At 65.3% G+C, this 25,278-nt stretch carries 29 protein-coding genes; 18 read left to right on the plus strand and 11 right to left on the minus strand.

What is annotated here, in order from left to right:
• Window positions 1–191: 191 nt before the first annotated feature.
• Window positions 192–1,751, minus strand: coding sequence for a glutamine-hydrolyzing GMP synthase (gene guaA / locus ACO056_RS04350; RefSeq protein ID WP_421852355.1), 1,560 nt, complete (start codon window positions 1,749–1,751; stop codon window positions 192–194).
• Between the two features lie 540 nt (window positions 1,752–2,291).
• Here guaA and gluQRS point away from each other — a divergent pair.
• The 4 genes from gluQRS (at window position 2,292) to ACO056_RS04370 (ending at window position 4,937) form a co-directional block, all read left to right on the plus strand.
• Window positions 2,292–3,161 (plus strand): tRNA glutamyl-Q(34) synthetase GluQRS, encoded by an 870-nt coding sequence (gluQRS, locus tag ACO056_RS04355; RefSeq protein ID WP_421852358.1) that lies wholly within the window; start codon window positions 2,292–2,294, stop codon window positions 3,159–3,161.
• Window positions 3,158–3,394, plus strand: coding sequence for a hypothetical protein (locus tag ACO056_RS04360; RefSeq protein ID WP_421852361.1), 237 nt, complete (start codon window positions 3,158–3,160; stop codon window positions 3,392–3,394). The genes gluQRS and ACO056_RS04360 overlap by 4 nt, the downstream gene beginning before the upstream one ends.
• Before the next feature lie 12 nt (window positions 3,395–3,406).
• A complete protein-coding gene (locus ACO056_RS04365; RefSeq protein WP_421852364.1) occupies window positions 3,407–3,982 on the plus strand; it encodes a cob(I)yrinic acid a,c-diamide adenosyltransferase in 576 nt (191 codons plus the stop codon).
• Window positions 3,983–4,067: 85 nt separating this feature from the next.
• Window positions 4,068–4,937: a 3-hydroxyacyl-CoA dehydrogenase NAD-binding domain-containing protein gene (locus ACO056_RS04370; protein ID WP_421852367.1), complete on the plus strand. Its 870-nt coding sequence runs from the start codon at window positions 4,068–4,070 to the stop codon at window positions 4,935–4,937.
• A 1-nt stretch (window position 4,938) separates the two neighbouring features.
• Here ACO056_RS04370 and ACO056_RS04375 read toward each other — a convergent pair whose 3' ends face one another.
• Window positions 4,939–5,283 carry a hypothetical protein gene (locus ACO056_RS04375; RefSeq protein ID WP_421852369.1) on the minus strand — a complete coding sequence of 115 codons (345 nt, stop codon included), beginning with the start codon at window positions 5,281–5,283 and terminating at the stop codon, window positions 4,939–4,941.
• A gap of 171 nt (window positions 5,284–5,454) precedes the next feature.
• Here ACO056_RS04375 and ACO056_RS04380 point away from each other — a divergent pair, with 171 nt between their 5' ends.
• Window positions 5,455–5,925, plus strand: a complete 471-nt coding sequence (locus ACO056_RS04380; RefSeq protein WP_421852372.1) for a thermonuclease family protein — start codon at window positions 5,455–5,457, stop codon at window positions 5,923–5,925.
• 53 nt (window positions 5,926–5,978) lie between these two features.
• Here ACO056_RS04380 and ACO056_RS04385 read toward each other — a convergent pair whose 3' ends face one another.
• Window positions 5,979–6,614 (minus strand): TetR/AcrR family transcriptional regulator, encoded by a 636-nt coding sequence (locus ACO056_RS04385; RefSeq protein ID WP_421852375.1) that lies wholly within the window; start codon window positions 6,612–6,614, stop codon window positions 5,979–5,981.
• 125 nt (window positions 6,615–6,739) lie between these two features.
• Between ACO056_RS04385 and ACO056_RS04390 the strand changes: the two genes are divergently transcribed.
• Window positions 6,740–8,512, plus strand: a complete 1,773-nt coding sequence (locus ACO056_RS04390; RefSeq protein WP_421852378.1) for a bifunctional metallophosphatase/5'-nucleotidase — start codon at window positions 6,740–6,742, stop codon at window positions 8,510–8,512.
• Between the two features lie 3 nt (window positions 8,513–8,515).
• Here ACO056_RS04390 and ACO056_RS04395 read toward each other — a convergent pair whose 3' ends face one another.
• The 3 genes from ACO056_RS04395 to ACO056_RS04405 are packed head-to-tail and all read right to left on the minus strand — an operon-like array spanning window position 8,516 to window position 10,414.
• Window positions 8,516–9,019 carry a DUF2306 domain-containing protein gene (locus ACO056_RS04395; protein WP_421852381.1) on the minus strand — a complete coding sequence of 168 codons (504 nt, stop codon included), beginning with the start codon at window positions 9,017–9,019 and terminating at the stop codon, window positions 8,516–8,518.
• Window positions 9,001–9,798, minus strand: a complete 798-nt coding sequence (locus tag ACO056_RS04400; RefSeq protein WP_421852384.1) for a DUF1295 domain-containing protein — start codon at window positions 9,796–9,798, stop codon at window positions 9,001–9,003. The genes ACO056_RS04395 and ACO056_RS04400 overlap by 19 nt, the downstream gene beginning before the upstream one ends.
• Window positions 9,791–10,414, minus strand: coding sequence for a lysophospholipid acyltransferase family protein (locus ACO056_RS04405; protein WP_421852387.1), 624 nt, complete (start codon window positions 10,412–10,414; stop codon window positions 9,791–9,793). The genes ACO056_RS04400 and ACO056_RS04405 overlap by 8 nt, the downstream gene beginning before the upstream one ends.
• A gap of 125 nt (window positions 10,415–10,539) precedes the next feature.
• Here ACO056_RS04405 and ACO056_RS04410 point away from each other — a divergent pair, with 125 nt between their 5' ends.
• The 4 genes from ACO056_RS04410 to ACO056_RS04425 are packed head-to-tail and all read left to right on the plus strand — an operon-like array spanning window position 10,540 to window position 14,079.
• Entirely contained in the window at window positions 10,540–11,016 is a 477-nt protein-coding gene (locus ACO056_RS04410; protein WP_421852390.1) for a MarR family winged helix-turn-helix transcriptional regulator, read from the plus strand.
• Window positions 11,009–12,079, plus strand: a complete 1,071-nt coding sequence (locus ACO056_RS04415; protein WP_421852393.1) for an HlyD family secretion protein — start codon at window positions 11,009–11,011, stop codon at window positions 12,077–12,079. The genes ACO056_RS04410 and ACO056_RS04415 overlap by 8 nt, the downstream gene beginning before the upstream one ends.
• The gene (locus ACO056_RS04420; protein WP_421852396.1) at window positions 12,063–13,616 is read left to right on the plus strand and encodes a DHA2 family efflux MFS transporter permease subunit; all 1,554 of its coding nucleotides are present in this window, start codon (window positions 12,063–12,065) and stop codon (window positions 13,614–13,616) included. Before ACO056_RS04415 ends, ACO056_RS04420 begins: the two co-directional genes overlap by 17 nt.
• A gap of 40 nt (window positions 13,617–13,656) precedes the next feature.
• Entirely contained in the window at window positions 13,657–14,079 is a 423-nt protein-coding gene (locus tag ACO056_RS04425) for a DUF983 domain-containing protein (protein ID WP_421852399.1), read from the plus strand.
• Here ACO056_RS04425 and ACO056_RS04430 read toward each other — a convergent pair.
• Genes ACO056_RS04430 through ACO056_RS04440 form a run of 3 tightly spaced genes read right to left on the minus strand, consistent with a single transcriptional unit; the run spans window position 14,076 to window position 16,124 of the window.
• Entirely contained in the window at window positions 14,076–14,759 is a 684-nt protein-coding gene (locus tag ACO056_RS04430) for a glutathione S-transferase N-terminal domain-containing protein (protein ID WP_421852402.1), read from the minus strand. The genes ACO056_RS04425 and ACO056_RS04430 overlap by 4 nt on opposite strands.
• A 4-nt stretch (window positions 14,760–14,763) precedes the next feature.
• Window positions 14,764–15,399 (minus strand): CoA transferase subunit B, encoded by a 636-nt coding sequence (locus ACO056_RS04435; protein WP_421852405.1) that lies wholly within the window; start codon window positions 15,397–15,399, stop codon window positions 14,764–14,766.
• Complete coding sequence (locus ACO056_RS04440) at window positions 15,399–16,124, minus strand: CoA transferase subunit A (RefSeq protein ID WP_421852408.1); 726 nt, start codon at window positions 16,122–16,124, stop codon at window positions 15,399–15,401. Before ACO056_RS04440 ends, ACO056_RS04435 begins: the two co-directional genes overlap by 1 nt.
• A 93-nt stretch (window positions 16,125–16,217) precedes the next feature.
• Here ACO056_RS04440 and ACO056_RS04445 point away from each other — a divergent pair, with 93 nt between their 5' ends.
• The gene (locus ACO056_RS04445; RefSeq protein ID WP_421852411.1) at window positions 16,218–17,090 is read left to right on the plus strand and encodes a LysR family transcriptional regulator; all 873 of its coding nucleotides are present in this window, start codon (window positions 16,218–16,220) and stop codon (window positions 17,088–17,090) included.
• On the opposite strand, the gene ACO056_RS04450 is transcribed toward ACO056_RS04445, so the two are convergent.
• Complete coding sequence (locus ACO056_RS04450; RefSeq protein WP_421852414.1) at window positions 17,087–17,752, minus strand: HAD-IA family hydrolase; 666 nt, start codon at window positions 17,750–17,752, stop codon at window positions 17,087–17,089. The two genes, ACO056_RS04445 and ACO056_RS04450, sit on opposite strands and share 4 nt — an antisense overlap.
• A 140-nt stretch (window positions 17,753–17,892) precedes the next feature.
• Here ACO056_RS04450 and ACO056_RS04455 point away from each other — a divergent pair, with 140 nt between their 5' ends.
• From ACO056_RS04455 to yihA, 6 genes are all read left to right on the plus strand, one after another.
• Window positions 17,893–18,672, plus strand: a complete 780-nt coding sequence (locus tag ACO056_RS04455; RefSeq protein WP_421852416.1) for a universal stress protein — start codon at window positions 17,893–17,895, stop codon at window positions 18,670–18,672.
• A gap of 431 nt (window positions 18,673–19,103) precedes the next feature.
• On the plus strand, window positions 19,104–19,238 hold the full coding sequence (gene rpmH / locus ACO056_RS04460) for a 50S ribosomal protein L34 (RefSeq protein ID WP_298165898.1): 135 nt from the start codon (window positions 19,104–19,106) through the stop codon (window positions 19,236–19,238).
• A gap of 8 nt (window positions 19,239–19,246) precedes the next feature.
• The gene (rnpA, locus tag ACO056_RS04465; RefSeq protein WP_421852419.1) at window positions 19,247–19,702 is read left to right on the plus strand and encodes a ribonuclease P protein component; all 456 of its coding nucleotides are present in this window, start codon (window positions 19,247–19,249) and stop codon (window positions 19,700–19,702) included.
• Window positions 19,699–19,911, plus strand: a complete 213-nt coding sequence (gene yidD / locus ACO056_RS04470; protein ID WP_421852422.1) for a membrane protein insertion efficiency factor YidD — start codon at window positions 19,699–19,701, stop codon at window positions 19,909–19,911. Before rnpA ends, yidD begins: the two co-directional genes overlap by 4 nt.
• A 37-nt stretch (window positions 19,912–19,948) precedes the next feature.
• Window positions 19,949–21,769, plus strand: a complete 1,821-nt coding sequence (yidC, locus tag ACO056_RS04475; RefSeq protein ID WP_421852425.1) for a membrane protein insertase YidC — start codon at window positions 19,949–19,951, stop codon at window positions 21,767–21,769.
• Window positions 21,766–22,428 (plus strand): ribosome biogenesis GTP-binding protein YihA/YsxC, encoded by a 663-nt coding sequence (yihA, locus tag ACO056_RS04480; RefSeq protein ID WP_421852428.1) that lies wholly within the window; start codon window positions 21,766–21,768, stop codon window positions 22,426–22,428. Before yidC ends, yihA begins: the two co-directional genes overlap by 4 nt.
• Before the next feature lie 6 nt (window positions 22,429–22,434).
• On the opposite strand, the gene ACO056_RS04485 is transcribed toward yihA, so the two are convergent.
• Entirely contained in the window at window positions 22,435–24,399 is a 1,965-nt protein-coding gene (locus tag ACO056_RS04485) for a putative bifunctional diguanylate cyclase/phosphodiesterase (RefSeq protein WP_421852431.1), read from the minus strand.
• A gap of 196 nt (window positions 24,400–24,595) precedes the next feature.
• On the opposite strand from ACO056_RS04485, the gene ACO056_RS04490 reads away from it, so the two are divergent.
• Window positions 24,596–25,264: a glutathione S-transferase family protein gene (locus tag ACO056_RS04490; protein ID WP_421852434.1), complete on the plus strand. Its 669-nt coding sequence runs from the start codon at window positions 24,596–24,598 to the stop codon at window positions 25,262–25,264.
• Window positions 25,265–25,278: the final 14 nt, after the last annotated feature.

The following is a 25,278-nucleotide window of genomic DNA, read 5'->3' on the forward strand; positions in this document are numbered from 1 at the left end:
GCGCCAGACATTGGCGGCGGGACCGGCGCAGTGGTTTGAGCGCCTAGCCTGCTCCCCGAAAGGGTCAGGCCGATCACGGCTGTCAGTCCGAATATAACGTGCTTGCGCCGTGTTCCCATGCTGCCCCTACCGCATCATCTGCCCTCGCAAGACGGCAGCCGCGACAATCCTAACCTGTTCGTGGAGGCCTGTCATTCCCACTCGATCGTGCCGGGCGGCTTCGAGGTATAGTCGTAGACCACGCGGTTGATGCCCTTGACCTCGTTGACGATGCGCGTCGCCACGCGGCTGAGGAAGCCGGCATCGAAGGGGTAGATGTCTGCGGTCATGCCGTCGGTCGAGGTGACGGCGCGCAGCGCGCAGACGCTGTCGTACGTGCGGAAATCGCCCATCACGCCCACGGTGCGCACCGGCAGCAGCACCGCGAAGGCCTGCCAGATCGCATCGTAGAGCCCGGCGTTGCGGATTTCCTCGAGGTAGATCGCATCGGCCTTGCGCAGGATATCGCACTTCTCGCGCGTCACTTCGCCGGGGATGCGGATGGCAAGACCGGGGCCGGGGAAGGGGTGGCGGCCGACGAAGACGTCGGGCAGGCCCAGCTCGCGGCCCAGCGCGCGCACCTCGTCCTTGAACAGCTCGCGCAAAGGCTCGACGAGCTTCATGTTCATCCGGTCGGGCAACCCGCCCACGTTGTGGTGGCTCTTGATCGTGACGGAGGGTCCGCCGGTGAACGAGACGCTCTCGATCACATCGGGATAGAGCGTGCCCTGCGCGAGGAAGTCCGCGCCGCCGACCTGCTTGGCCTCGGCCTCGAACACGTCGATGAAGGTCTTGCCGATGAACTTGCGCTTGGCTTCAGGGTCGGTCACCCCGGCCAGCCCGCCGAGGAACAGCGCCGAGACGTCCTTGTGGACCAGCGGGATGTTGTAGTGCCCGCGGAACAGGCTGACGACCTGCTCGGCCTCACCCATGCGCATGAGGCCGTGATCGACGAAGACGCACGTCAGCTGGTCGCCGATCGCCTCGTGGATCAGCACCGCTGCCACGGCCGAATCGACTCCGCCCGAAAGGCCGCAGATGACGCGGGCATCGCCCACCTGCTCGCGGATTTCGGCGATCTTGGTCTTGCGGAATTCGGCCATCGTCCATTCGCCGGTGCAGCCGCAGACGTGGCGCACGAAATTGGCGATGAGCTTGCCGCCATCGGGCGTGTGGACCACTTCGGGGTGGAACTGGGTGCCGTAGTACTTCTTTTCCTCGTTCGCGATCACCGCGAAGGGCGCGCCGTCCGATACCGCGACGATGCGGAAGCCCGGGGCAAACTGGGTCACCTTGTCGCCGTGGCTCATCCAGACCTGGTGCCGTTCGCCCGGTTGCCACAGGCCGTCAAACAAGGCGCAGGGCTCTGTCACGGTGAGGAAGGCGCGGCCGAATTCGCCCGAATCGCCCGGCAGCACTTCGCCGCCGAGCTGCTGGCTCATCACCTGTTGGCCGTAGCAGATGCCGAGGATGGGGAGGCCGCTGTCGAACAATACTTGCGGCGCGCGGGGGCTGCCTTCGACCGGGACGCTGGCCGGAGAGCCCGACAGGATGATGCCCTTGGGCTTCATCCGGTGGAACGCGGCCTCGGCCTGGGTGAAGGGGGCGATTTCGGAGTAGACCCCTGCTTCGCGCACGCGGCGGGCGATCAGCTGGGTAACCTGGCTGCCGAAGTCGACGATCAGGATCGATTCTGAAGGCTGGATGCTCATGGCAGGCGGATAATGATCTCGGTATCCGCTGTCCAGCGAGCAGCGAAAAAAGCCGGATGTTGCGATTGCGCAACATGCATCTGGTTTAGAAAATGCTTCAGCCTTGAAACATTCATGCTTCACCAAAGGGCATATACCGGCAAAATGCTGATTTTTCAGCATATCAGTCGCAGATTGAAATGGATTGCAAGGAATGCAACTGTAGTTGCTCCGTTCGCACTTGCAGCACGGCAAGGAAGGCCTATTTGCGCCCTCGTTCCGAACGCTCCTGCGCAATCCACCACCCTGCCGGCGCGACGTGAACGGGAGAGGTCCCCTGAAAGTGCCCAAAACAGGAGGACATTATGCGTAACTACACTTCGGCGATCCTTTCGCTGGTTCTGGCTGCTGGCATCAGCAGCATGTTCTTCGGCGCCACGCTCGTCTGAGCCTGGCCCGGTGAACGGCAACCCGCAGAGCGGGCTTCCCAAACGAAGCGGCTGCCTTACCCTTTAAGGCAGCCGTTTTTGTTTTCCGGCCACACGGTTATGGACGGTCCCCATGGACTTGCCGACCGTCACGCGCTTTGCCCCCAGCCCCAACGGCCCGCTGCACCTGGGGCACGCCTATGCCGCCATCGTCGCGCATGATCGGGCCCTGAAGGACGGCGGCCGGTTTCTTCTGCGCATCGAGGATATCGACGGTGTGCGCAGCCGCCCGGAACTGGCGGACGAATTCCGCACTGACCTTGATTGGCTGGGCCTGTCCTTTGAGGAAGTGCCCGCCCAGTCGACCCGCATCGATAGCTACCGGGAAGCGGCGCACAACTTGCGCGCGATGGGCCTGCTCTATCCTTGCCGCTGTACCCGCGCCGAAGTGGCCGCGGCCGCGACGCTCCATGGGCCGGACGGGCCGATCTACCCCGGCACTTGCCTGCGCAATCCGCCGCTTTCGTCCCCCGATCCGGTCTGGCGGCTCGATGTCGAACAGGCGGCGGAGCTTGCCGGGCCGCTCACCTGGTTCGACGAACGCCGCGGCCCCCAGAGCGCGCGCCCGGCCATGCTCGGCGATGTGGTGATCTGGCGCCGCGATGCCCCCGCGAGCTATCACCTTGCCGCCACGCTCGATGATGCGGAGGACGGCGTCACCGTGGTCACGCGCGGGGCCGATCTCTTTGCCGCCACGCATATCCACCGCCTCCTGCAAGTGCTGCTCGGCCTGCCCGAACCGCGCTGGCATCATCATCCGCTTCTCATCGGGCCCGATGGCCGCAAGCTGGCCAAACGCCGCGATGCGCCTTCGCTCGCCGATCGTCGCCGCTCCGGAGAGGATGGCCGTGCGCTTGCCGAAACCCTGCGCGCTGCCCGTATTGACACTGGCCGCTTTGACAGTGGTATTTCGCTGCATGACGGCCTAGACCTAGCGCCATGATATTGGTTCTTGTCCCCGTGATCCTCGTGCTGATGGCACTGACGGTCTGGTCGCTCCTTCGCGGAATTGGCGCCTTTCTCAGCACCACCAAGGCTGATCTGGAAGGCGACGGCACGCGGGCAACCGAAATGCAGCTGCTGCAGAACAAGATGATGTTCAACCGCATCAAGTACCAGGGCCTTGCCGTGGCCGTGGTCGCGGTGCTCCTGCTGCTCACCCACGGCGGCCGCTGACTTTCCCGTACCGTGGTCAAGCTCAACAAGATCTACACGCGCACCGGCGATGACGGCACGACAGGCCTCGTCGATGGTTCGCGCCGTGCCAAGCACGATCTGCGCCTTGAAGCCATCGGTGAGGTGGACGAACTCAACAGCATGGTCGGCTTCGCCGCGCTGGCGCTGGAGGCCGATCGCGCCGCGCCGCTGCACCGCATCCAGAACGACCTGTTCGATCTCGGTGCCGATCTCGCGACTCCGCTGGGCGACGTTGGCGGGGCCGATTTCGCCCCATCCGAAATGGTCCTGCGCGTTGTCGCCGCCCAGCCCGAGCGGCTCGAGGCCGAAATCGATGCGCTCAACGCGCAGTTGCCGCCGCTGACCAGTTTCATCCTGCCCGGTGGCAGCGAGGGCGCCGCGCGCGTCCACCTTGCCCGCGCGATCACGCGCCGCGCCGAACGCGCTGCCACTGCGCTTGCCGCTTCAGAGCCGGTGAACCCCGCAGCGCTGGCCTATCTCAACCGGCTTTCAGACTACTTCTTCGTACTCGCCCGCGCGATCAATGCGGGGAACGATCCGCTTTGGGTTCCCGGCGGCTCGCGCTAGGCGATCCTCTCAATTCCGCAGCTTCCCACGCGCGCCAAATCTCACTAGGCAGCGCGCCAAAGGGCAATAACGCGGGATGAAGATCATGCAGACAATCGCAGTCATCGGTGCCGGGCAGATGGGTTCGGGCATTGCCCAGGTCGCGGCGGCAGCTGGCAAGACCGTGCTGCTTTCGGATATCTCGCTTCCCGTCGCCGAAGCCGCATGCGCGAAGATCGAGAAGGGGCTGATGAAGCTCGCCGAGCGTGGCAAGATCCCGGCCGAGGATGCCATCGCAACCGTTTCGCGCATCACTCCGGTTGGCGACTACGTCCGCCTCGGCGAAGCGGACCTCGTGATTGAGGCGGCGACCGAGCGCGAGGATATCAAGCACAAGATCTTCGAGGCGGCAGGCAAGCACCTTGCGCCGAGCGCGATCATGGCATCGAACACTTCATCGATCCCGATCACGCGCATGGCGGTTTCCTCCCCCGATCCGCAGCGCTTCATCGGCATCCACTTCTTCAATCCGGTTCCGCTGATGAAGCTGGTCGAAGTGATTCCCGGCCTTGCCACCTCGGTCGCCACGATCGAGGCGGTGCGCGGCTTCGTCGCCGATATCGGCAAGGAAATCGTGCTTTCGCAGGATGAGCCGGGCTTCATCGTCAACCGCATCTTCGTGCCGTTCATCAACGAGGCGGCCTTCGTGCTCGGCAGCGGCACAGGTTCGATCCTGGATATCGACAAGGGCGTGAAGCTGGGGCTCAACCACCCGATGGGGCCGCTCGAACTTGCGGATTTCATCGGCCTCGATACCCTGCTCGAGATCATGAAGATCTACCTCGCCTCGACCGGCGACCCGAAGTACCGCCCCGCGCCTCTGCTGCAGAAGTATGTCGAGGCTGGCTGGCTCGGCCGCAAATCGGGCCGCGGCTTCTACGATTACAGCGGCGAGTTTCCCGTTCCGACCCGGTAAGCTACAGGGCGGTCGAATCGTCCTCGCTATCCTCGTCGGTATCATCCTGCGCAAAGGGCGCGGTCTGGCGGATTGTGCCGTCCGCGTTCTGGCGCGGGGGCATGCCATCGCGAACTTGCTCGGGGCTCGATGGGTCGAAGCCCGTCTCGTCGTTCATCCGCCGCTTGTCGTCCTCCGCCCAGACACGAAACTGGCTCTCCCGGGCTTCCTCGCTTGCGCGCGTATCGGGACGGGACGACGTGAGCCAGGCGCCCGCGCCGGTGGTCGTAAAGGTGACCGCGCTGATCGTCATCAGCAATGCCCAGACAAGGGCATACCAGCGGCTGCGGAAGAGCAGTTCGTACACGGGTTCGATGGTCCGGAAATTGGCAGTCCGGCGAGAATGCGTCCGACGTGGTTAAGAAAGGCCAAAGCGGTCCGGATCGGACTGAAATCGCTTGAGTATCCTTCCTAAGTTCCTGTCCTATAAGTATTTTATGGATTAGAACAAAGGGTGAAAATTCTTCATTCCCGTGGCATGAAGACCTCGCACCCCGCTCGCTACCTGTCCTCGCTTATGGCGACCGCAGGCCTTTCCTTCCTCCTGCCGCTTGCCAGCGCGTCGGGTTCCGCCGTTCCTGCCGCTGCGGACAGCGAGACGGCAGCCTTCGCCCGATGCGAGGGGCCAGGGCGCGTCACTTGCGTCGTCGATGGCGATACGTTCTGGTATCGCGGCCTCAAGATCCGCATCGCCGATATCAACGCACCCGAACTCGGCCATCCCTCCTGCGTCTATGAGGCGCGGCTCGCCGAAACAGCCACACGGCGGCTGACGGACCTGCTCAATGCGGGGCCCTTCACGCTCGCGGTCGAAGGGCGTGAAACCGACCGGTATGGCCGCGCCTTGCGCGTGGTTATGCGCGGCGGGCGCAGTTTGGGAGAAGTGCTGGAGCGCGAGGGCCTTGCCGAACATTGGCATGGCCGCCGGGGTGACTGGTGTGCCGTTTGATCGGAATTTCCGTTTCGGTGCCGCCTCGATGGCGCGGCTTATGAGTTTACGGCCTAGGCCGCGCGCAAACCGCTCACGCCCATTGCGCCGCGGTCCTGCGCCGAAAGCCCATCGAACACGGCATCGATGATCCGCGCGAGCTTTTCCTCGCTGAGCCGGTCCATCATCATGCCCATCACTCCGATTGCGCAATAGGCCGTCACCATCTGGTTGATCAGACTTAGTGCCATATCGACTTCCAGACCGGCAAAGTATCCTTCGCCCATGGCCTCGGCGATGATCATGCTGAGATAGTGATCGGCCAGATCCACATAGCTGCGGACCTGCTCGAAATACTCGTTGCCCAGCTCGACATAGACCTCGTGCGACACCGGATCGGCGCGATAGGCATCGCGGATCATGACGAAACGGCGCGCGAAGAATTCATACATCTTGCGGCGCGGGGGCAAGTCGCTCGCGACCACTTCCTCCATGATCGCCACCTTGGGCCGGAACCAGCATTCCGCCACCGCTTCGAGCAGCGCATCGCGGCTATCGAAGTAGCGCAGGACCTGCGCCGGAGAAATGCCAGCGCGCGCAGCCACTTCCTGCATCGTCAGCGCTTGTCCGCCGCGCTCCTCGATGAGCGCGCAGGCCAGTTCGACAAGGCGCTCCTGTGCGGCTTCGATATCGGACTGCGCGCGTGGCATGTTATAATCCTGTCGCCGGGGAGGCCTAAAGGCCTTTTTAGGCATTGCCAGCCCCGGTTTCAATTGCGCTGCCGGATTTTGATCGTGCCCGCTATCACGTTGATGCGGGGCAAGGAGATTGGGAAATGACGAATACGGGCCTCTCGCGTCGGCGGATTGCGTTTACCGGAATTGCCGCGCTCTCGGCGCTGCTCTCCGCGTGCGCCGGGCCGCGCGCTGCGGGAGGCATGGCGTCGACCCCAACGCCGCCGGCTCCGGTCGAAGTTGCCGTCCTTGCCTTCAATGACTTCCACGGAAACCTCGAGCCCCCGCGCCAGAGCGTCGACATGCCCGATGGCCACGGCGGCACCGCGCAGATCCCCGCCGGCGGTGTGGCATGGCTGGCGAGCGCACTTGATTCGCTGCGCGCGCGGCATGCCAATTCGCTCACCGTTGCGGCGGGCGACCTCATCAGCGCCTCGCCGCTCGCGTCTTCGCTCTATCTCGACGAACCTTCGATCGAGGTGCTGGGCCGTCTCGGGCTCGATTACACGGCGGTCGGCAACCACGAGTTCGATCGCGGCACGAAGGAACTGCTGCGCATGCAGACCGGCGGGTGCGAGAAGTTCACGCTGCGCGAACCCTGCCAGCTCGAACACTTTGCCGGTGCACGCTTCCGCTATCTTGCGGCCAGCACGCTTACGGCCGGGGGCACGCCGCTCTTCCCGGCCAGCGCGATCAAGAGTTTCGGCAGCGGCGATCGCCAGGTGAAGGTCGGCGTGATCGGCCTGACGCTGAAGGGCACGCCCACCCTCGTCAATCCCGCGGGCATTGCCGACCTGACCTTTGCCGACGAGGCGGACACGATCAACGCCGAGGTACCCAAGCTCAAGGCGCAAGGCGCCGATGCCGTGGTGGTGCTGATCCATCAGGGCGGCCGCGCATCCGGAGCGCCCGATCCCAATGGCTGCGCGGGCTTCGATGGCGAGATCCTGCCGATTCTCCGCCGCCTCTCGCCTGCGGTCGATGTCGTCGTTTCGGGCCACACCCATGCCGACTATATCTGCGAAATGCCGACCAGCGATCCGGCGCGGCCGGTGCTGCTCACCAGCGCGGGGCTCTATGGCAAGGAATTGACGGAGATCACCCTCACCATCGATCCCGCCGCACATCGGGTGGTGACCCGCAGCGCACACAACCTGATCGTGCAATCGCAGCCCTTCACCTCGGCCAAGGGCCCGGTCGCGCTCTCGCCGCTTACCGCGCAATATGCACCGCGCGCGGATATCGCGGCATATGTGCAGCGCTACGTCGATGCATCCAAGGCCTTCGCGACGCGGCCGGTGGGCAAGCTGTCAGGGCCGGCGGGGAAAGGCGAGGGCGCCATGGGCGGGCCGATCGGCAACCTGATCGCCGATGCCCAGCTCGCCGCGACCCGGGCTGCCGGCGCGCAGATCGCGCTGATGAACCCCTTCGGCATCCGCGCCGCGATCGTTCCCGCTGCAGACGGCACCGTCACGTTCGGCGACATCTACATTGCCCAACCCTTCGGCAGCGCGCTGATCACCGAAACGCTGACTGGTGCGGAGATCAAGGCCCTGCTCGAACAGGGTTTCGACGATAATGGGCCCGAACAGGCCCTCGCGCCCTCGACCGGCTTTGCCTACCGCATAGATCGCCAGGCCCCCGTCGGCAGTCGCATCAACGGCATCATGCTCGGCGGCAAGCCGCTCGATCCCGCTGCCCGCTACCGCGTGACCACCAATAGCTTCCTCGCGCTCGGCGGCGATGGCTTCAGCGTGTTCAAGGCGGGCCGTGATGCGGTGACCGGGCCGACCGATATCGAAGCGCTCGAGGCGTACTTCCACAGTGCGCCCCGGCTGGAGGTGCCGGTAGAGGAGCGGGTCACCGGCGGCTGAGGCTTAGCCGAATAGCCAGCGCCCCAGCAGGCGGTGGAACGGGAAAGTCAGCGCGCCAGCGGTGAGCAGCCCGCCGATCACCAGGCCGCGCACCGTGCGGCGATGCGCGACGTGATCATGCCTGCGGGCCGTCAGGACGAGGCGCGGGGTCTGCACGGCCACGAATGCGGACAGCAGGTGGATCACGCTGAAATGGCCGTGGTTGGTTTCGAGGATCCAGAAGCTGTCCAGCGCCGAGATGAACATCGCGCCCGCCCAGATAGTACCCAGCCGCCGGTGCAGCCGGGTGCCCCGCTTCTGCCACAGGATCACCGGGGTCAGCGTCAGGGCGATGATCACGGTGGCAAGATGGAGCCAGATCGCAAAGGGTACCGAGCCCCAGCCGGCATGGCCGCGCACGATGGCGGCAAGCGCCGCGGCGAGCAGGACCAGAGCGGCCCAGCCCAGCACGCGCTCAAGGCGGTCGGGTGCAAGCGCTTCCGCGCGCTTCAGCGTTTCGGCGGCCATGGAATGAACCCTGATGTGCGGCGCACATATTCAGCATAGTCCGGACGTCGCTGGACGAGACCTTTTTCGAGCAGCGGCTTGCCCGACCAGCGGGTGAGCGTGAAAGTCAGGAACACCGGCCCTGCCAGCGAGGCAAGCGCGACCGGCAAGCCCGCTTCCGCCGCCGCCAGCCAGATCCCCCACCACACGCAGGCATCGCCGAAGTAGTTGGGATGGCGGGTATAGCGCCAGAGCCCGGTATCGAGCACTTTGCCCTTGCTCGCGGGATCGGCGCGGAAGCGGGTGAGCTGCGCATCGCCGATGGTCTCGAAGGCGAAGCCGATCAGCCAGAGCGCGGCGCCGGCCATGGCAAGCGGCCCGATGCCCTCGTTTCCGGCGGCGAGCACCCCGATTTGCGCAGGCAGGCAGGTGACGAAGAGCAGCACCGCCTGCACCGCAAAGACTTGCGCTGCCGCAGCGCCATATTTGCCGGCCTTGCGCGCCTTGCCCAGCATCCGGGCATAGCGCACGTCCTCGCCATGCGCGCGCCAGCGGGTGTAGAGGTGCCAGCCGAGCCGCGCGCCCCAGATCAGCGCCATCGCCGCGATGAGGCTGGCGCGCGGGCCCTTTTCCGCTGCCTGCGCCCAGGCCGAAACTGCCAGCGCCGCCATCGCCGCGCCCCATACCGCGTCGATGAAACTGACGTCGCCGATCCTTGCCGCGGTGCGCGCCAGCAGCGCCATCAGCACGGCAAGTGCGATCGCGTTGACGATCAAGGTCTCTGGCAGGCCTTCAAGCATTGAACATCCCCGCAAAGTCCTTGATCCCGCGTTCGGGATGCTTCGGCGTCACGCTCTGATATATTTCGGCCACTTGCTGCATGTCTGCCTTGTAATCTCCCGTCGGCATGATCGCCGGGCCAAGTCCGCCAATTTTTCGGCCATAGTCCATCAGCCCCACCACCATCGGCACCCCCGCGCCCAGCGCGATATGATAGAAGCCCGTGCGCCACTGCTGGACCGCGCTGCGCGTGCCTTCGGGCGCGATCGTCAGGGCAAACCTCTTTCGCTGCGCGAACTCGGCGATCATCGCATCGACGACATTGTGCCGCGCCGAACGGTCGATGGAAATACCGCCCATGTCGCGCATGAAACCGCCCATCGGCCAGCGGAACAAGCTGTCCTTCGCCATGAAATGCGCATCGAGCCCCAGTTCGTTGACGAGGCCGAGAAAGTAGATGAAATCCCAGTTCGAGGTATGCGGCGCGGCGATGATCACATAGCGGCCACCCGGTGGCGGCGCGCCCACCGCGGTCCAGCCCTGCATCCGGTAAAAGCCCAGCAACGCGCGCTTCACCACGCGCGATGAAAGGCTTGCCCCGCCGCCCGGACCGCTCTCGCGCCCTCCTTCGCCCATTTACTCTTCCCCCTTACCGCAGAGGTCTAGCGGGGAGAAATTGCCTTGTCGAAGGGAACAAAGGTGCGGGCCTGCCCTTTTAGACAAGTTTGACTATTATAAGCATGGCTATTATGTGCGCGTTCATGCAAAATAACATCGCTTTCCTGACCTCTGACGTCAGCCGCCTGCTGCGCAAGCGCTTCGATGTGGTCAGCCGCCGCTTCGGCGTAACCGGCCCGCAATGGCGCATGCTTGCTGCGCTGCGCCGCACGCCCGGAATCAACCAGTGCGCGCTCGCACAGTGGCTCGAAGTCGAAGCGATCACGGCCGGCCGCATGATCGATCGGCTCGAGAAATCCGGCATGGTCGAGCGCCGCGCCGACCCCAACGATCGCCGCGCCTGGCGCCTGTTCCTTACCGAGGCCGCCTCGCCGCTGCTCGATGAATTGTTCCTCTGCGCCACCGATGTGTTCGAGGAAGCGCAGCAGGGCTTTTCGCCGGCCGAGCGGGAACTGATTCTGGCCCTGCTCGAACGCATGCGCGCCAACCTGCTCGAGGATACGCCGCCTGAAAGAGCGCCCGCAGGATCTCTCGCCGAAGGAGCGCTGGCCCATGGCTGAAGCCGATCCCTTCAAGCCCGCCGAAGCGGCAGCCACCACGGGCGAACGCCGCAAGGCCACCCGCGCCAAGCGGCTGCGGCTCGTTGCCATGCTGCTGATACCCGCGCTGATCGTGGGCGGCGCGCTCATCTGGTGGTTCGGCAGCCCGGGTGAGGTTTCCACCGACAACGCCTATGTGAAGCAGGACATCGTCTCGATTGCCGGGGAGGTGAACGGACTCGTCGTTGCGGTCAACGTGCACGAGAACCAGCAGGTCAAGGCCGGGGATGTCCTTTTCCGGATCGATCCCACCAGCTACGAAGTCGCGATCCGCCAGGCCGATGCGCAGATCGCCAATGCGCAGGCGCATATCACCGCGCTGCAGGCCGATGTCGGTGCGAATGCCGCTGATCTGGCCGGCGCGCGCGATGACCTTGCCCTCGCCGAATCGCAATATGCGCGCGAAAAGGCGCTGCTCGACCGCGGCTTCAACACCCGCGCCCGCATGGACGAAGCGCAGCACGCCGTAGCCTCCGCGCGCGACCGGCTCGCGTCGATCGGCGCCGAAGTCGAGAAGGCGCAGGCGCAGCTTGCCACCGGCGCGCAAGTGCCCGGGCAAAACCCGCAAGTGGCCGCCGCGCAGGCCACCCGCGCCAAGGCTGCGGTCGATCTCGGCCGGACCGTAGTCCGCGCGCCGGTTTCCGGACGCGTGACGCAGGTAAACCGCCTGCAGATCGGCCAGATGGTCTTCACCGGCGTGCCGATGCTCTCGATCGTGCGCGAGGGCGGGGCACGCGTCGAGGCGAACTTCAAGGAAACCGATCTTGCCCGCATGCGCCCCGGCCAGCGCGCCGATGTGCAGCTCGACGCCTATCCCGGGCTCAAGCTCAAGGCCCATGTCGACAGCATTGGCGCGGGCACTGGTTCCGAGTTTTCGGTCCTTCCTGCGCAGAACGCCACCGGCAACTGGGTCAAGGTGACCCAGCGCGTGCCGGTGCGCATCGCGATCGATTCGTCCAGCGGCGACCGCCCCTTGATTGCCGGCCTCAGCGCGAACGTCACGGTCCATGTCGGCGACAAGTAAGGCGGCCCAGCAGCCCGCCTGGCTGGTGAAGCACCGCCCGCTGCTGTTCACCGCGGTGATGGCGGCGATGGTCATGCAGGTGCTCGACACCACGATTGCCAACGTCGCGTTGCCGCATATGGAAGCCTCGCTTTCGGCCACGCAGGAAACGATCAGCTGGGTGCTGACGAGCTATGTGCTGGCCTCTGCGGTGGTGCTGCCGCTGGGCGGCTGGCTGGTCGACCGGTTCGGCATCCGCGTTGTCTTCACGTTCTCGGTCATCGCCTTTACCGCGGCGTCGATCATGTGCGGCCTTGCCCAGAACCTTGGGCAGATGGTGGCATTCCGGGTGGTGCAGGGGATGGGCGGCGCGTTCCTCTCGCCGTTTGCGCAGACCGTGATGCTCAATTCCAGCACCACCGAAGAGCGCCCGAAGATGATGGCGCTGTTCACGCAGGGCGTCATGCTCGGGCCGATCGCCGGGCCGCTGCTCGGCGGCTACATCACCGAAAGCTATTCGTGGCGCTGGGTGTTCTTCATCAACGTGCCCATCGGGATCGCGTCCGGCCTCGTGCTGTGGTGGTTGCTGCCGCGCCAGGAGTCCGTCCGCCGCCCGATCGACCTCACCGGCTGGCTGCTCGTCGCGCTCGCGCTCGCTTCGTTCCAGCTCATGCTTGATCGCGGCCCCTCGCAGGACTGGTTCGGCAGTGCCGAAGTGGTGACGTATGCCGTGATCTGGGCCTGCAGCGCATGGATGGCAGTGGTCCACCTCGTCACCGCCGAGAAGCCGCTGTTCCCCGGCCGCATGTTTGCCGATGCCAATTTCGTTGCCAGCCTTATCTTCATGTTCCTGATCGGCTGCGTGATGATGGCGGTGCTGGCTCTATTGCCCGGGCTGCTGCAGGGCATCTACGGCTATCCGGCGGTCGATGCCGGCTGGCTGCTCGCCCCGCGCGGCGTAGGCCTTCTGGTCACGATCACGCTGCTCGGCCGCTGGATCACGAAGATGGATCCGCGCCTCGCGCTGACCATCGGGATGGGGCTTTCGGGCTGGTCGCTGCTGCTGATGTCACGATGGTCGCCAGACATGCCGATGGCGCCGATTTTCGTCACCGGTCTCATTCAGGGCGTGGGTATCGCCTTCACGATCATGCCGATCAACCTGATCGCCTTTGCCACCCTGCCGCCGGAGATGCGCACCGATGCTGCCGGGCTCAACAACCTCATGCGCTCGATCGGTGCCTCGATCGGCATCGCGGTGTGCACCTTCATGCTGGCGCGCAATATTCAGGTGAACCATGCGGAAATGGGCGCCCAGATCACGCGGATGAGCGTGCCCTTCGATCTCGACCGCATCACCGCCTATGGCGGCGTTTCGGAAGCGGGGATGCGCATGGTCGATGGCCTGGTCAACAAGCAGGCCGCGATGATCGGCTACCTCAATGATTTCTACATGATGGGCCTGTTGTGCTGGGCCTCGATCCCGGTGCTGTTCTTCGTCAAGGCTGGCAATGCTCCCCCTGCCGGAGCCCCGCAGATGGCGGCGGCTGATCACTAAGCGGTTGCTGGTGGGTTCGTCGGGGTCTAACGGCGAACCCATGGCTCTGATTTCCAATCCGAAGCTCGCCTGGATCCTGCGCTGCGGCTGGCAGGGCAAGTGCCCGCGCTGCGGCGTGGGCCACATGTTCGCCGGCTGGCTCAAGCTGGCGAAGACCTGCGACCACTGCGGCCTCGATTTCAGCTACGCGCAGACCGATGACGGCCCCGCGTTCTTCGCCCTGTGCATCACCGCGTTCCCGCTGGTTTTCGTGGTTGTCTTTGTGCAGGTGAAGTTCGATCCGCCGTGGTGGGTCCACGTGTTCACCTCGATGCCGATCCTCGTCCTCGGCTGCGTCGCCACGCTGCGCCCGTTCAAGGGCTGGCTCGCCGCCTCGCAGTATGTGAACAAGGCGGTCGAAGCGGGCACCGAGGGCCTCTGGGCTGATCTCAACGCGCGCGAAAAGACGGACGAACAGCCCTAAGCCGTCCGGTAATCCGCCGTGATCGCGCCGGAGGAAGCCAGTTCTTCCTCGTGGCTCACTTCACGCCAGGCTTCGGCCAGCGCCGCCGCTTCCCATTCCAGCATGGCGGGGTGTGCGATCACGCGGTCTACCCAGGCCTGACCCTTGCCGACGTCAAGGCCATAGGTCCGCACTCGGTAGGCGACCGGCGCATAGAACGCATCGAGCACTGTAAAGCGCTCGCCCGCCAGCCAAGGCCCGCCAAAGCGCGCGAGGCCCTGCTCGAAGATCTCGCGCACCCGCGTAACGTCGCGCACCAGCGCCTCGCGCATCGGGCGCGGTGTCACCCGCACGCCCACGTTCATCGGGCAATCATTGCGCAGTGCTGAAAAGCCACCGTGCATCTCGGCCGCCGCGCTCTGCGCAAAGGCGCGCGCGGCAGGATCGGCGGGCCAAAAGCCTTCATGCCGATCCGCCAGATAGAGCGCGATGCCGAGCGAATCCCACACCGTAGCCTCACCGTCCAGCAGCACCGGCACTTGCCCGGTGGGCGAGAACGCGCGGAACTCCTCGTAGTTCGAAGGTTTGGTGAAGGGCTCGATGCGGTCGGTGAAAGGTATGCTGAGCGCCTTCATCAGCACCCACGGACGCAGCGACCAGCTCGAATAGTTCCGGTTGGCGGTGATCAGGGTAAAGGCCAAGGCCTTACTCCACGTAGTGCGCAGTGGTCTTGGCGCGCAGGTCCTCGGCGCTCACGCCCGGCGCAAGCTCGACCAGCCGGAACGGCGAGGCATGATCCGCCCGCGCGAACACGGCGAGATCGGTGATCACCATGTCGACCACGCCCTTGCCCGTCAGCGGCAGGGTGCAGGCGGGGATGAGCTTGGGGCTGCCGTCCTTGGCGCAGTGCTCCATCACCACGATGATCTTCTTGACGCCCGCGACAAGGTCCATCGCGCCGCCCATGCCCTTGATCATCTTGCCGGGCACCATCCAGTTGGCGATGTCGCCGTTCTCGGCCACTTCCATCGCGCCCAGCACGGTGAGGTCGATATGCCCGCCGCGGATCATGGCAAAGCTCTGCGCGCTATCGAAATAGGCCGATTGCGGCAGTTCGCTGATCGTCTGCTTGCCCGCGTTGATCAGGTCCGGGTCTTCTTCGCCAGCCAGCGGGAAGGGCCCGATGCCGAGCATGCCGTTCTCGCTCTGCAGCGTCACCGTCATCCCCTCGGGGATGTGGTTCGCCACCAGCGTCGGGATGCCGATGCCGAGGTTCACGTAGAAGCCGTCCTGCAGTTCGCGCGCGGCGCGGGCGGCCATCTGGTCGCGTGTCCAGCTCATCAGACGGCCTCCTTCTCGCGAACAGTGCGGAACTCGATCTTCTTGTCATAGGGCGAACCCACGATCATGCGCTGGACGTAGACGCCGGGCAGGTGGATCGCATCGGGATCGAGCGAACCTGCGGGTACGATCTCCTCCACCTCGACCACGCAGACCTTGCCGCAAGTGGCGGCGGGCACATTGAAATTGCGCGCCGTCTTGCGGAACACGACGTTGCCCGTCTCATCAGCCTTCCATGCCTTGACCAGCGCCAGATCGGCGAAGATGCCCTGCTCAAGGATGTACTCCTGCGGCTCTCCGTCACGATTGGTGAAGGTCTTCACTTCCTTGCCCTCGGCCACCAGCGTGCCGACGCCCGTCCTGGTGTAGAAGCCCGGAATACCCGCGCCGCCCGCGCGCATCCGCTCTGCCAGTGTGCCCTGGGGGGAGAACTCGACCTCGAGCTCGCCCGAAAGGTACTGGCGCTCGAATTCCTTGTTCTCGCCCACGTAGGAGGCGATCATCTTCTTCACCTGCCGCGTGCGCAGCAGCATGCCGATGCCTTCGTTATCGATGCCGGCGTTGTTGCTGGCGAATGTCAGGTCCTTCACGCCCGATTCGCGCACTGCCGTCAGCAGCCGTTCGGGAATGCCGCAAAGGCCGAAGCCTCCGCAGGCGATCAGCAAGCCATCGCGCAGCAGGCCATCAAGGGCGCTGGCGGCATCCGGATAGAGCTTCTTGGGCATTCGGAACTCTCCCTATTCGCAGTCCGGTTACCACAAGAGATCAATTGCGATGAGCGATTGTTTTTTATCGCAATCGATAAGAGAATTGCATCAATGAAGCGGATTGCGCTCTATCATTTCGAAACCCTGCTGTGGATCTCGCGGCTCGGCACGTTCCGTGCTGCGGCGGAGCGGATGAACACCTCGCAGCCCGCCATTTCTGCTCGCGTGCGTGAGATCGAGGAGCAGCTCGGCATCGCGATCTTCCGCCGCGAAGGGCGCAACATGGTGCTCACCGCCCGGGGCCGGCGGCTGGTGCAGGAATGCGAACCGCTGTGGGCGGGCTTCGAAAAAGTCCTGCTCACCGCTTCGGGCTTCGAAGGCGCCAGCGGCGTCGTGCGCATCGGCAGCGGGGAAATCGCCGCCGCCTCGTGCCTGCCGGGTTTCGTCCATGAAGTCGAACGCGATCTGCCGGGCGTGGCGCTCGAGCTCGAGCTCGATCTCACCGCGCGCATGTTCCAGCAGCTGCTTGCCGGGACAATCGACCTTGCCTTCCTTGCGGGACCGGTGGCGAGCCCGGGCATCAGGACAGCTCCGATCGGCTCGGTCGGGCTCGTCTGGGCCGCGAGCCGTGCTACGGTGGCAGCGGGCGGCTTCGCCCGCCCGCTGCCCGTCTGGTCGATACCCGATCACTCTCCGCTGCACGGCGTGACGGTCGATTCGCTTGGCGCGCATGCCATCACCCCGCGCTCGCTCGGCACCTGCAACAACGTGCGCATGCTGATCGATATCATCAGCGGCGGCGGCGGCGCGGCGGTCCTCCCTGAACCGATGATCCGGCCTCTTCTGGCGAACGGCACCCTCGCCGAAGTGCTCCCGCGCCCGGAGCGTACCATCCGGTTCGAGGCAGCGATTCGCCAGACCGAAAGCGATCCGCTCGTGCTGGAACTGTTCCGCCGTGCGGGCGAGCTCAGGATGGATACCTAGGCTGCGAGCGCCATCCCCAGCACCGCGCCCAGATCGGTGAGCGCCTGTTCGCCGCTCGTCACCTTGATCGCGTGCATGCCAAGCTGCGCGGCCGGTTTGCAGTTCACGCCAAGGTCGTCGAGGTAGATGCAGGCGGCCGGCTCCAGCCCAAGTTTTTCGCACATCATCAGATAGATGCGGGGATCGGGCTTGCGCACGCCGGCCTTGCTGCTTTCGATCACATGCTCGAAGCGGGCGAAGATCTGTTCAAGCGCATCGCTACGGTCCTCGCTGCGGGCAAGGCCCGCGCCGCCGTGTCCGGTGGGCACGTTGTTGGTGATGCAGGCGATCCGGTAACCGGCGGCTTTCAGCCGGTCGAGCGCGCTGACCATTGCCGGGCGGACTGCGCCGGCCAGCACGGCCAGCACATCGGCGCCCGCAAGCTCGTGGCCCTGCGCGCGGGCTTCCGCCGCAAACTGCGCGTCGAACGCCGCCGCATCGATCTCCGCCCGTTCGAATCGGGCCCAGGCGTTGTCGTCCGGGTTCGCTGAATTGACGCGGCGAACGAAGTCCTGCGGCAAGCCGCGCTCTGCCTCCAGCCGATTGAACGCCTCGAACGGGGACGAGGTGATCACCCCGCCGAAATCGAAGATCACTGCCGCAAACGCCCGCTCGGTCACCATCTCTGCTCCCGTTTCTTTCAGCCGGCGGCATAGCGGTCGGCGCGGCGCGCGCAAGGGCGCGCGGAATTGACCTGGATCATTGGTCCTCGGTCCGGATCGGGTCTATCCTTGCGGACATCGCCACACCCAAGGAGGAACCCATGCGTTCGATTCTCTGCCCGGCAGACAATGCCGACACGCTCGACGACCGGGTCGAAACCGCGCTCGCGCTGGCGCGGGCCATGCGCGGCCATGTCTCGTTCCAGATCGCCACGCCGTTCGCCCAGATGGCGCTGTGGGAACCCTTCGGCGGGGCGGCGCTTTCGGCCGAGGTCATCAACGAAGTGCGCGCGGCGGACGAGCAGCTCGCCACTGAACTCGATACGCGCCTCGCCAACGAGGACGTGCCCTTCGATGTGGTGCTCACGGACCAGGGCCGGGTCGAAGGCGTAGCAGCCGCTGCCCGCTTCACCGATTGCATCGTCGCCAGCCTCGATGATCCGGCGCTGGAAGAAGTGGCGCTGGGCTCGCGTTGCCCGGTCCTTGCGCTGCCGCGCGGCGTACCGCTGACCGTGTTCGACAAGCCTGTGCTCCTTGCGTGGGATGGCGGGCACGAGGCGGCCGGAGCGATGCGCGCCGCGCTGCCGCTGCTCGCCCTTGCCAGCTCGGTCCATATCCTGATGGTCCGCGAAAAGGAGGATAGCTTCCCCGCGCGCGATGCCGCCTGCTACCTCTCGCGCCACGACATCCACGCCGAGGTACACGAGGTGGCACGGCAAGGCGGGATCGCCGCGACGATCGCGGACAAGGCGCACGAACTTGGCGCGGGGCTGATCGTGATGGGCTTGTTCGGCAAGAGCCGGCTGCGCGAACTCCTGCTGGGCGGGGTCTCGCGCGAGCTGCTGGACAAGTCGATGGTGCCCTTGCTGCTTGCGCATTGATGGCAGGAGGTTCCCTTAGGGGAATGCTGCGACGCAACGCCGTAGGTCATCTGGTTTTTGCATCTGCGGGATCGCGCTGAGTCATACCGCTGTAAAGCCGGAGGAAACCGGCGCTTCTTCGCCGATTGTGTCCGCTGTATTGCAAAAAATGCAACCATTCTGACCCATTTCGCACTTGCGAAGAGGGCGGGGTGGTTGCATATCAAAATCGCCTTTCAGGCATCCTCTCCCAAACTTTCAGGCCCGGTTGGCAACGACCGGGCCTTTTTTCTGTGAACGTTATCGGTTGGTCATGGGGTCGCCAGAGGGGTCTGCGCCGCTGCGGTGCTTGACTGCGCGGGCGTCCCGGCGTATCGGCGCGCTCCTGATTCCGCCCCTTGCCCTGCGAGGTCGGCCGGCCAACCGATTCGCCAGACGAAAAGAGCAAACCGATGAAGCGCACTTTCCAGCCCAGCAACCTCGTGCGTGCCCGCCGCCACGGCTTCCGCGCCCGCACTGCCACGGTTGGCGGCCGCAAGATCCTTCGTGCGCGCCGCGCCCGCGGTCGCAAGAAGCTTTCGGCCTGATCCCGGAAGTGCCAGCCACCCCGGCCGCTGATGCGGCGGGGCCCCGGCTGGAAATCATTGCAAAGCGCGCCGATTTTCTCGCCGCGAACAACGGAATCCGGGTCGCAAGGCCCGGTTTCGTGCTTTTGGTCAACCCGCTCTCGCGCCCGGATGGCTTGCGGCGGTTCGGGGTCACCGTAACCAAGCGCATCGGCAACGCGGTCGCGCGCAACCGCATGAAGCGCCGCCTGCGCGCGCTGGCGCGGGAAATCCTGCCCTCGCAAGGCATCGTCGGGGCAGACCATGTCCTGATCGGCCGCGAAAACGGGATCGAGCGCGATTTCGGACTGCTGCGCCAGGAACTCGAAGCCGCGCTGGCCCGCGTCGCTGCCGGCAAGGGCGATCCGCCGCGTCGGCCCGGCCCCAGAGGCAAGTCGAAGGGCCAGGGGGCAAAGGGCCAGGAGTCAAAGGGGCGCGACAAGTGATCCGCCGCGTGCTGATCGTGCTCGTGCGGCTCTGGCAACTTGGTCCTTCGGTGGTCCTGCCACCCTCCTGCCGCTACAGTCCGTCGTGCTCGCAGTATGCGATCGAGGCACTCGCCAAACACGGTGCGATTAAGGGTGGTTGGCTGGCGGTGAAGCGGCTATTGCGCTGCCATCCTTGGGGTGGCCACGGCCATGACCCGGTGCCGTGATTCATCTACCGGCACACGAAGATATACGCGAGGCAGAGTGGAAAATCAGCGCAATGTGATTCTGGCGATGGTGCTAATGGCCCTCATGCTGGTCGGCTGGGACCTTGGCATGAAGTACTATTACCCGCAGCCCGCCAAGTCTGCCGCCACTGGTGCAGCCGCTCCGGGTGCGCCGGCCGGTACTGCCCCCGCTCCCGCGCCCACCATGAAGCCGACGCGCGAAGGCGGCCTGCAGGCACCGGCTGACGTCGCGCTTGAAAAGCAGGATCTCGCCCAGGCGCTCGCCGCCGGCAACCGCATTCCGGTCGATGCACCCGGCCTCAAGGGTTCGATCAACCTCCTCGGCGGTCTGGTCGACGATCTGACGCTGGCCCGCCACCGTGAGACGCTGGACAAGAACAGCCCGCCGGTGCGCCTGTTCTCCCCCGCCGGCACGCCCGCGCAGCACTATGCGCAGGTCGGCTGGATCGGCCAGAACGGCGTGGCCGCGCCCGGACCGGATACGCTGTGGCAGGCCGATGGCGCGAAGCTGACCCCCGCGACCCCCATCACGCTGCGCTGGACCAATCCCACCGGCCAGACTTTCGCGATCCGCTATGCGGTCGACGAGAACTACATGATCACGCTGACCCAGTCGGTCAGCAACGCGGGCGGCGCGCCGGTTACGGTCAAGCCTTTTGCGCTGGTCAACCGCACCGACCGCACCGCGAGCCTCGACACCTGGAACGTCCATTCAGGCCCGATCGCCGCGTTCGACGGGGCAGTCACTTTCGAGAACAATTATTCGGACGTGAAGACGGCCGGCACGGTGAGCCCTGCAGGCTCCGCCAACTGGATCGGTTTCACCGATATCTATTGGCTCTCTGCCCTGATCCCTGACACATCGAACGGCGCGGTCCAGCCCAAGGGTGATTTCCGCAACGTTTCGCCCGATATCTTCCGCGCAGACCTCATCTATCCGGTGACGGCCATCGCGCCGGGGCAGACCACGACGCAGACGGTGCACCTCTTCGCCGGTGCCAAGGAAAACAACGTCCTCGAGGCTTACGAGAAGCAGGGGGCGACCAACCTCTCGCTCTCGATCGACTGGGGCTGGTTCCGCTGGTTCGAGAAGCCGATCTTCTGGCTGCTCGATTCGCTGTTCCGCGCGGTGCACAACTTCGGCCTCGCGATCATCCTGCTCACGCTGATCGTGCGCGGCATGATGTTCCCGGTGGCGCAGCGCCAGTTCGCCTCGATGGCGGCGATGCGTGCGATCCAGCCCAAGCTCAAGGTCATCCAGGAGCGCTTCAAGGACGACAAGCAGAAGCAGCAGCAGGAAATCATGGCGCTCTACAAGGCGGAAGGCGTGAACCCGCTCGCTGGCTGCCTGCCGATCTTCCTGCAGATCCCGGTGTTCTTTGCGCTCTACAAGGTGCTCGTGCTCACCATCGAGATGCGCCACCAGCCCTTCTTCGGCTGGATCAAGGACCTCTCGGCGCCCGATCCGCTGCATGTGCTGAACCTGTTCGGTCTGCTGCCGTTTACCCCGCCTTCGTTCCTCGCGATCGGCGTGCTGGCCATCCTGCTCGGCATCACGATGTGGGCGCAGTTCAAGCTGCAGCCTGCGGCGATGGACCCGGCACAGCAGCAGGTCATGTCGCTGATGCCGTGGATGATGATGTTCGTGATGGCGCCCTTTGCGGCAGGCCTGCTGATCTACTGGATCACTTCGAACCTGCTCACCATCGCGCAGCAGAAGTATCTCTACAGCAGGCACCCGCAATTGAAGGCGCAGGCCAGCAAGGATCAGCTCGATATCGACCGCGTGGCCCTGCGTGAGCAGAAGTCGACTCCGAGCAAGCCGAAAACGCGATGACCGATCTGACCGAAGCGGAAGCCGCGGCGCGCGCCGCGCTTGAAGAGCGCGCCCGGCGCCTGTTCGCAGGGCCCATCGCATTCCTCAAGTCCTCGCCAGCGCTCAAGTTCCTGCCCGATCCCACAGTGCCCGAGATCGCGTTTTCGGGCCGCTCGAACGTCGGCAAGTCCTCGCTCCTCAATGCGCTCACGGGGCGCAACTCGCTGGCGCGCACATCGGTGACCCCGGGCCGTACGCAGGAACTCAACTTCTTCGACGTGGGCGAGCCGATCCAGATGCGGCTGGTCGATATGCCCGGCTACGGCTTTGCCAAGGCACCGCCCAGTGTCACCGAGCAGTGGAAGCGCCTCGTCCGCGATTTCCTGCGCGGCCGCGTCGTGCTCAAGCGCACGCTGCTGCTGATCGACGCGCGCCACGGCATCAAACCGGTCGACGAGGACATGATGCGGATGCTCGATGAGGCCGCCGTGGGCTACCGCGTGGTGCTCACAAAGGCCGACAAGATCAAGGCCAGCGAGCTCGCGGCGACTGTCGCTGCAACCGAGACAGCGGCGCGCAAGCGGACGGCAGCGTACCCGCAGATCCACGTGACGTCGGCGGAGCTCAAGATGGGTATCCCCGAACTGCGCGCGGCGATCCTCGAAGACGCGGCGATCTGACCGGGATCACGCCGCGCTGCGGTCCGCCCGGCGCTCCAGCAGTGTGTCCAGCGCCACAGGACGCTCGATGAAATAGCCCTGAGCATAGTGGAAGCCTGCGAGTGTCGCTTCCATGAGCTGCATTTCAGTCTCGATCCCTTCGAACACGCATTCGAGCCGCAGTGAGCGGGTCAGGCTGAAGATCGCCCGGATCAGCCGCCGGCCCTCGCCATCATCGAGCCTCGCCGCGAAGCTGCGGTCGATCTTGATGATGTCGATCGGCAGCATGTGCAGCGTGCTGAGGCTGGAATAGCCGGTTCCGAAATCGTCGAGCGCGATTTTTGCCCCACAGGTGCGCAGCCGTTTGAGCGCGGCCCTTGCGGCAGCGAAATCACCAATCAGGGAGGTTTCGGTGATCTCGAACACCAGCCGCTCTGCTTCGATCCCGCTACTCGCGATCCGCTCGATCAGCGCAGACACCGTGCCGGGATCGGCGATATCGGTCGGCGCGAGATTGAACGACATGCGCTGGTCCAGCGGCAGCTGCGGGAAATCATCGAGCACTCGTTCGAAGGCGGCAAGCGTAACGGTGCGTCCCATGCCGAGCCGCTCGGCTGCGGCAAACAACTCTTCGGCCGGCACCGCGCCGACCGCCGGGGATTCCCAGCGCGCCAGCGCTTCCATGCCGACCATGGCCAGCGAGCGCGTACGGACAATCGGCTGATAGACCATCGCCAGCTCGCGCTTGAGGTCCGCGCTCTGGAGTGCCGCTTCCAGCGCCTGTTCGGAGCGGATGATCCGCTCAAGCTCGGCCGAAAAGCGCACGATCCCGCCACGCCGTGCTTTCTTGGCGTGGTAGAGCGCAAAGTCCGCGCGGTCGAACAAGTCATGCGCGCAAGCGCCCGCCTCCGGCCAGGTGGCCAGCCCGCCCGAGCAGCCGACCGAGACCACGATATCGCCAAGCGGGACCGGCTCCTGCACGCGCTGGCACAACCAGGCTCCGGTCACTTCAGCCGCCTGCATCGAATCCTCGATGATCAGGCCGAACTCGTCGCCGCCAAGGCGTGCAATCACTGTGTTGGGTCCGCTCGCATCGCGCAGCCGCTCGCCGATCACCTGTAGCAGCCTGTCGCCCTGGGCATGGCCGTGGACGTCGTTGATCGGCTTGAAGCGGTCGAGATCGATCAATCCGATCGTGAAGGGCGCCGCCCGGTCGCCACGCGCCAGCAGGGCATCGAGGCGGGCGAAGAAATAACGCCGGTTGGGCAGTCCCGTCAGCGGATCGGAATGGGCCAGCCGCGCGTTCTCTTCGGCAAGGCGCTGCGCCTGGGCCCGTTCGTGCTGCAGAGCCTCCCGCGAATCCTCCAGCGCGGTGAACGATCCGAACGAACTGCGCAGCACGCGCAGCACGACCGCCACCACCAGCAGGAGGTTGAGCGCCATCGCGGCCATCGTCACAGTTCCGCGGGCGAGGCAGTAGGTCAGGAATACGCCGAGTACGGTGAAGCAGACGAGGTGCGCTGCTCGCGGCAGATAGCTCAGGCAGAAAATGCAGCCCATGACGGTGATTGCGATGAACACCGTGACATGGCCGTGCTCATCGCCATGGCCATACTGGTCGAGCGCGAGAGCCCATGAGACGAACATCAGCGAAAGGCCGGTCGCCACGATCTCGGTACGTTGCAGCACGTGCTGCGCGTAGACCTCGGTCACCGCGCTTTCGTCGATTGGCCGTATCCATTGCACCAGACGGAGGAGGCACGCGGCGATCAGCGCGATGGGCAGCCCGAATGTCAGCAGGCGCGGAGCAATCCCCGCATGGGTATAAGCCAGCCCTGCAGCGCTCACTGTGAGGATGATGTACATCGCCGGCAGTTGCTTGCGCAGGCGCAGAAACTGTTCGACGCGCAGGGGACGCCGAGCGCACCCCGCTTCCAGGGTTCCGTCTGCCGCCGGTAAGGACGGAGCCGCCGCGTCAGCCTTCGATGTCATGCGGCCTTTTCGCGCGCGCGCCCTTTGCGCCCGGTTGCAGCGGTTATCCGCGCGACCCCGGCGGGGCCCGGATGAAAAAACTAACCTTCCGGCCTCTCTCGACCCAGCCAGTCTCGACCCAGCCAGTCTCGACGCAGCCAGTCTCGACCCAGCCAGTCTCGACAGGGCCGCGCAGAGAAGTTAGGTCTCCTTGATCATGAAGCTCATCCTGGGAAACCGTTCATATTCAAGCTGGTCGCTGCGCGGCTGGCTCGCGGCCCGCCAGTCCGGCCTTGCGTTCGAGACCCGGGTGATCCCGCTCTATGGCGACAATTGGGAAGAGGCGAAGCGCGCCATTCCCGAGCTTGCCCCCGCCCAAGGCAAGGTGCCGGTGCTGTGGGACGGCGAGATCGTGGTGTGGGACAGCCTCGCGATACTCGAATACCTCGCTGACAAGGTGGGGCGCGACAGGTTCTGGCCCAAGGCGGATGATGCCCGCGCAATGGCGCGCGCGATGGTCGCCGAAATGCATGCTGGCTTCGCCGCGATGCGCAGCGAACTGCCGATGAACCTGCGCATGGCGCCGATCGCCAAACCGCTCGAGCCTGCCGTGCACGCCGACGTGGAGCGCGTGCTCACACTCTGGGCGCAGGCCCGCGCCCGCTTCGGGCAGGGCGGACCTTTCCTGTTCGGCACCTTCGGCGCGGCAGACATCTTCTTCGCGCCCGTGGTGGTGCGGCTGCGCCAGTATGGCGTGCCGGTGCCGGGCTTTGCCGCTGCCTATATGGACGCGATCTGGGAGCACGAGTGGCTCGAAGCCTGGCGCGTGGCCGCCGCCGACGAGGCCTGGTCCATCCCCAGGTTCGACGCAGCCGCCAAGGCCTGACATCAGTCCTGCGC

The organism is Novosphingobium sp. (assembly GCF_965228995.1).
In the GTDB taxonomy this organism is placed as follows: domain Bacteria; phylum Pseudomonadota; class Alphaproteobacteria; order Sphingomonadales; family Sphingomonadaceae; genus Novosphingobium.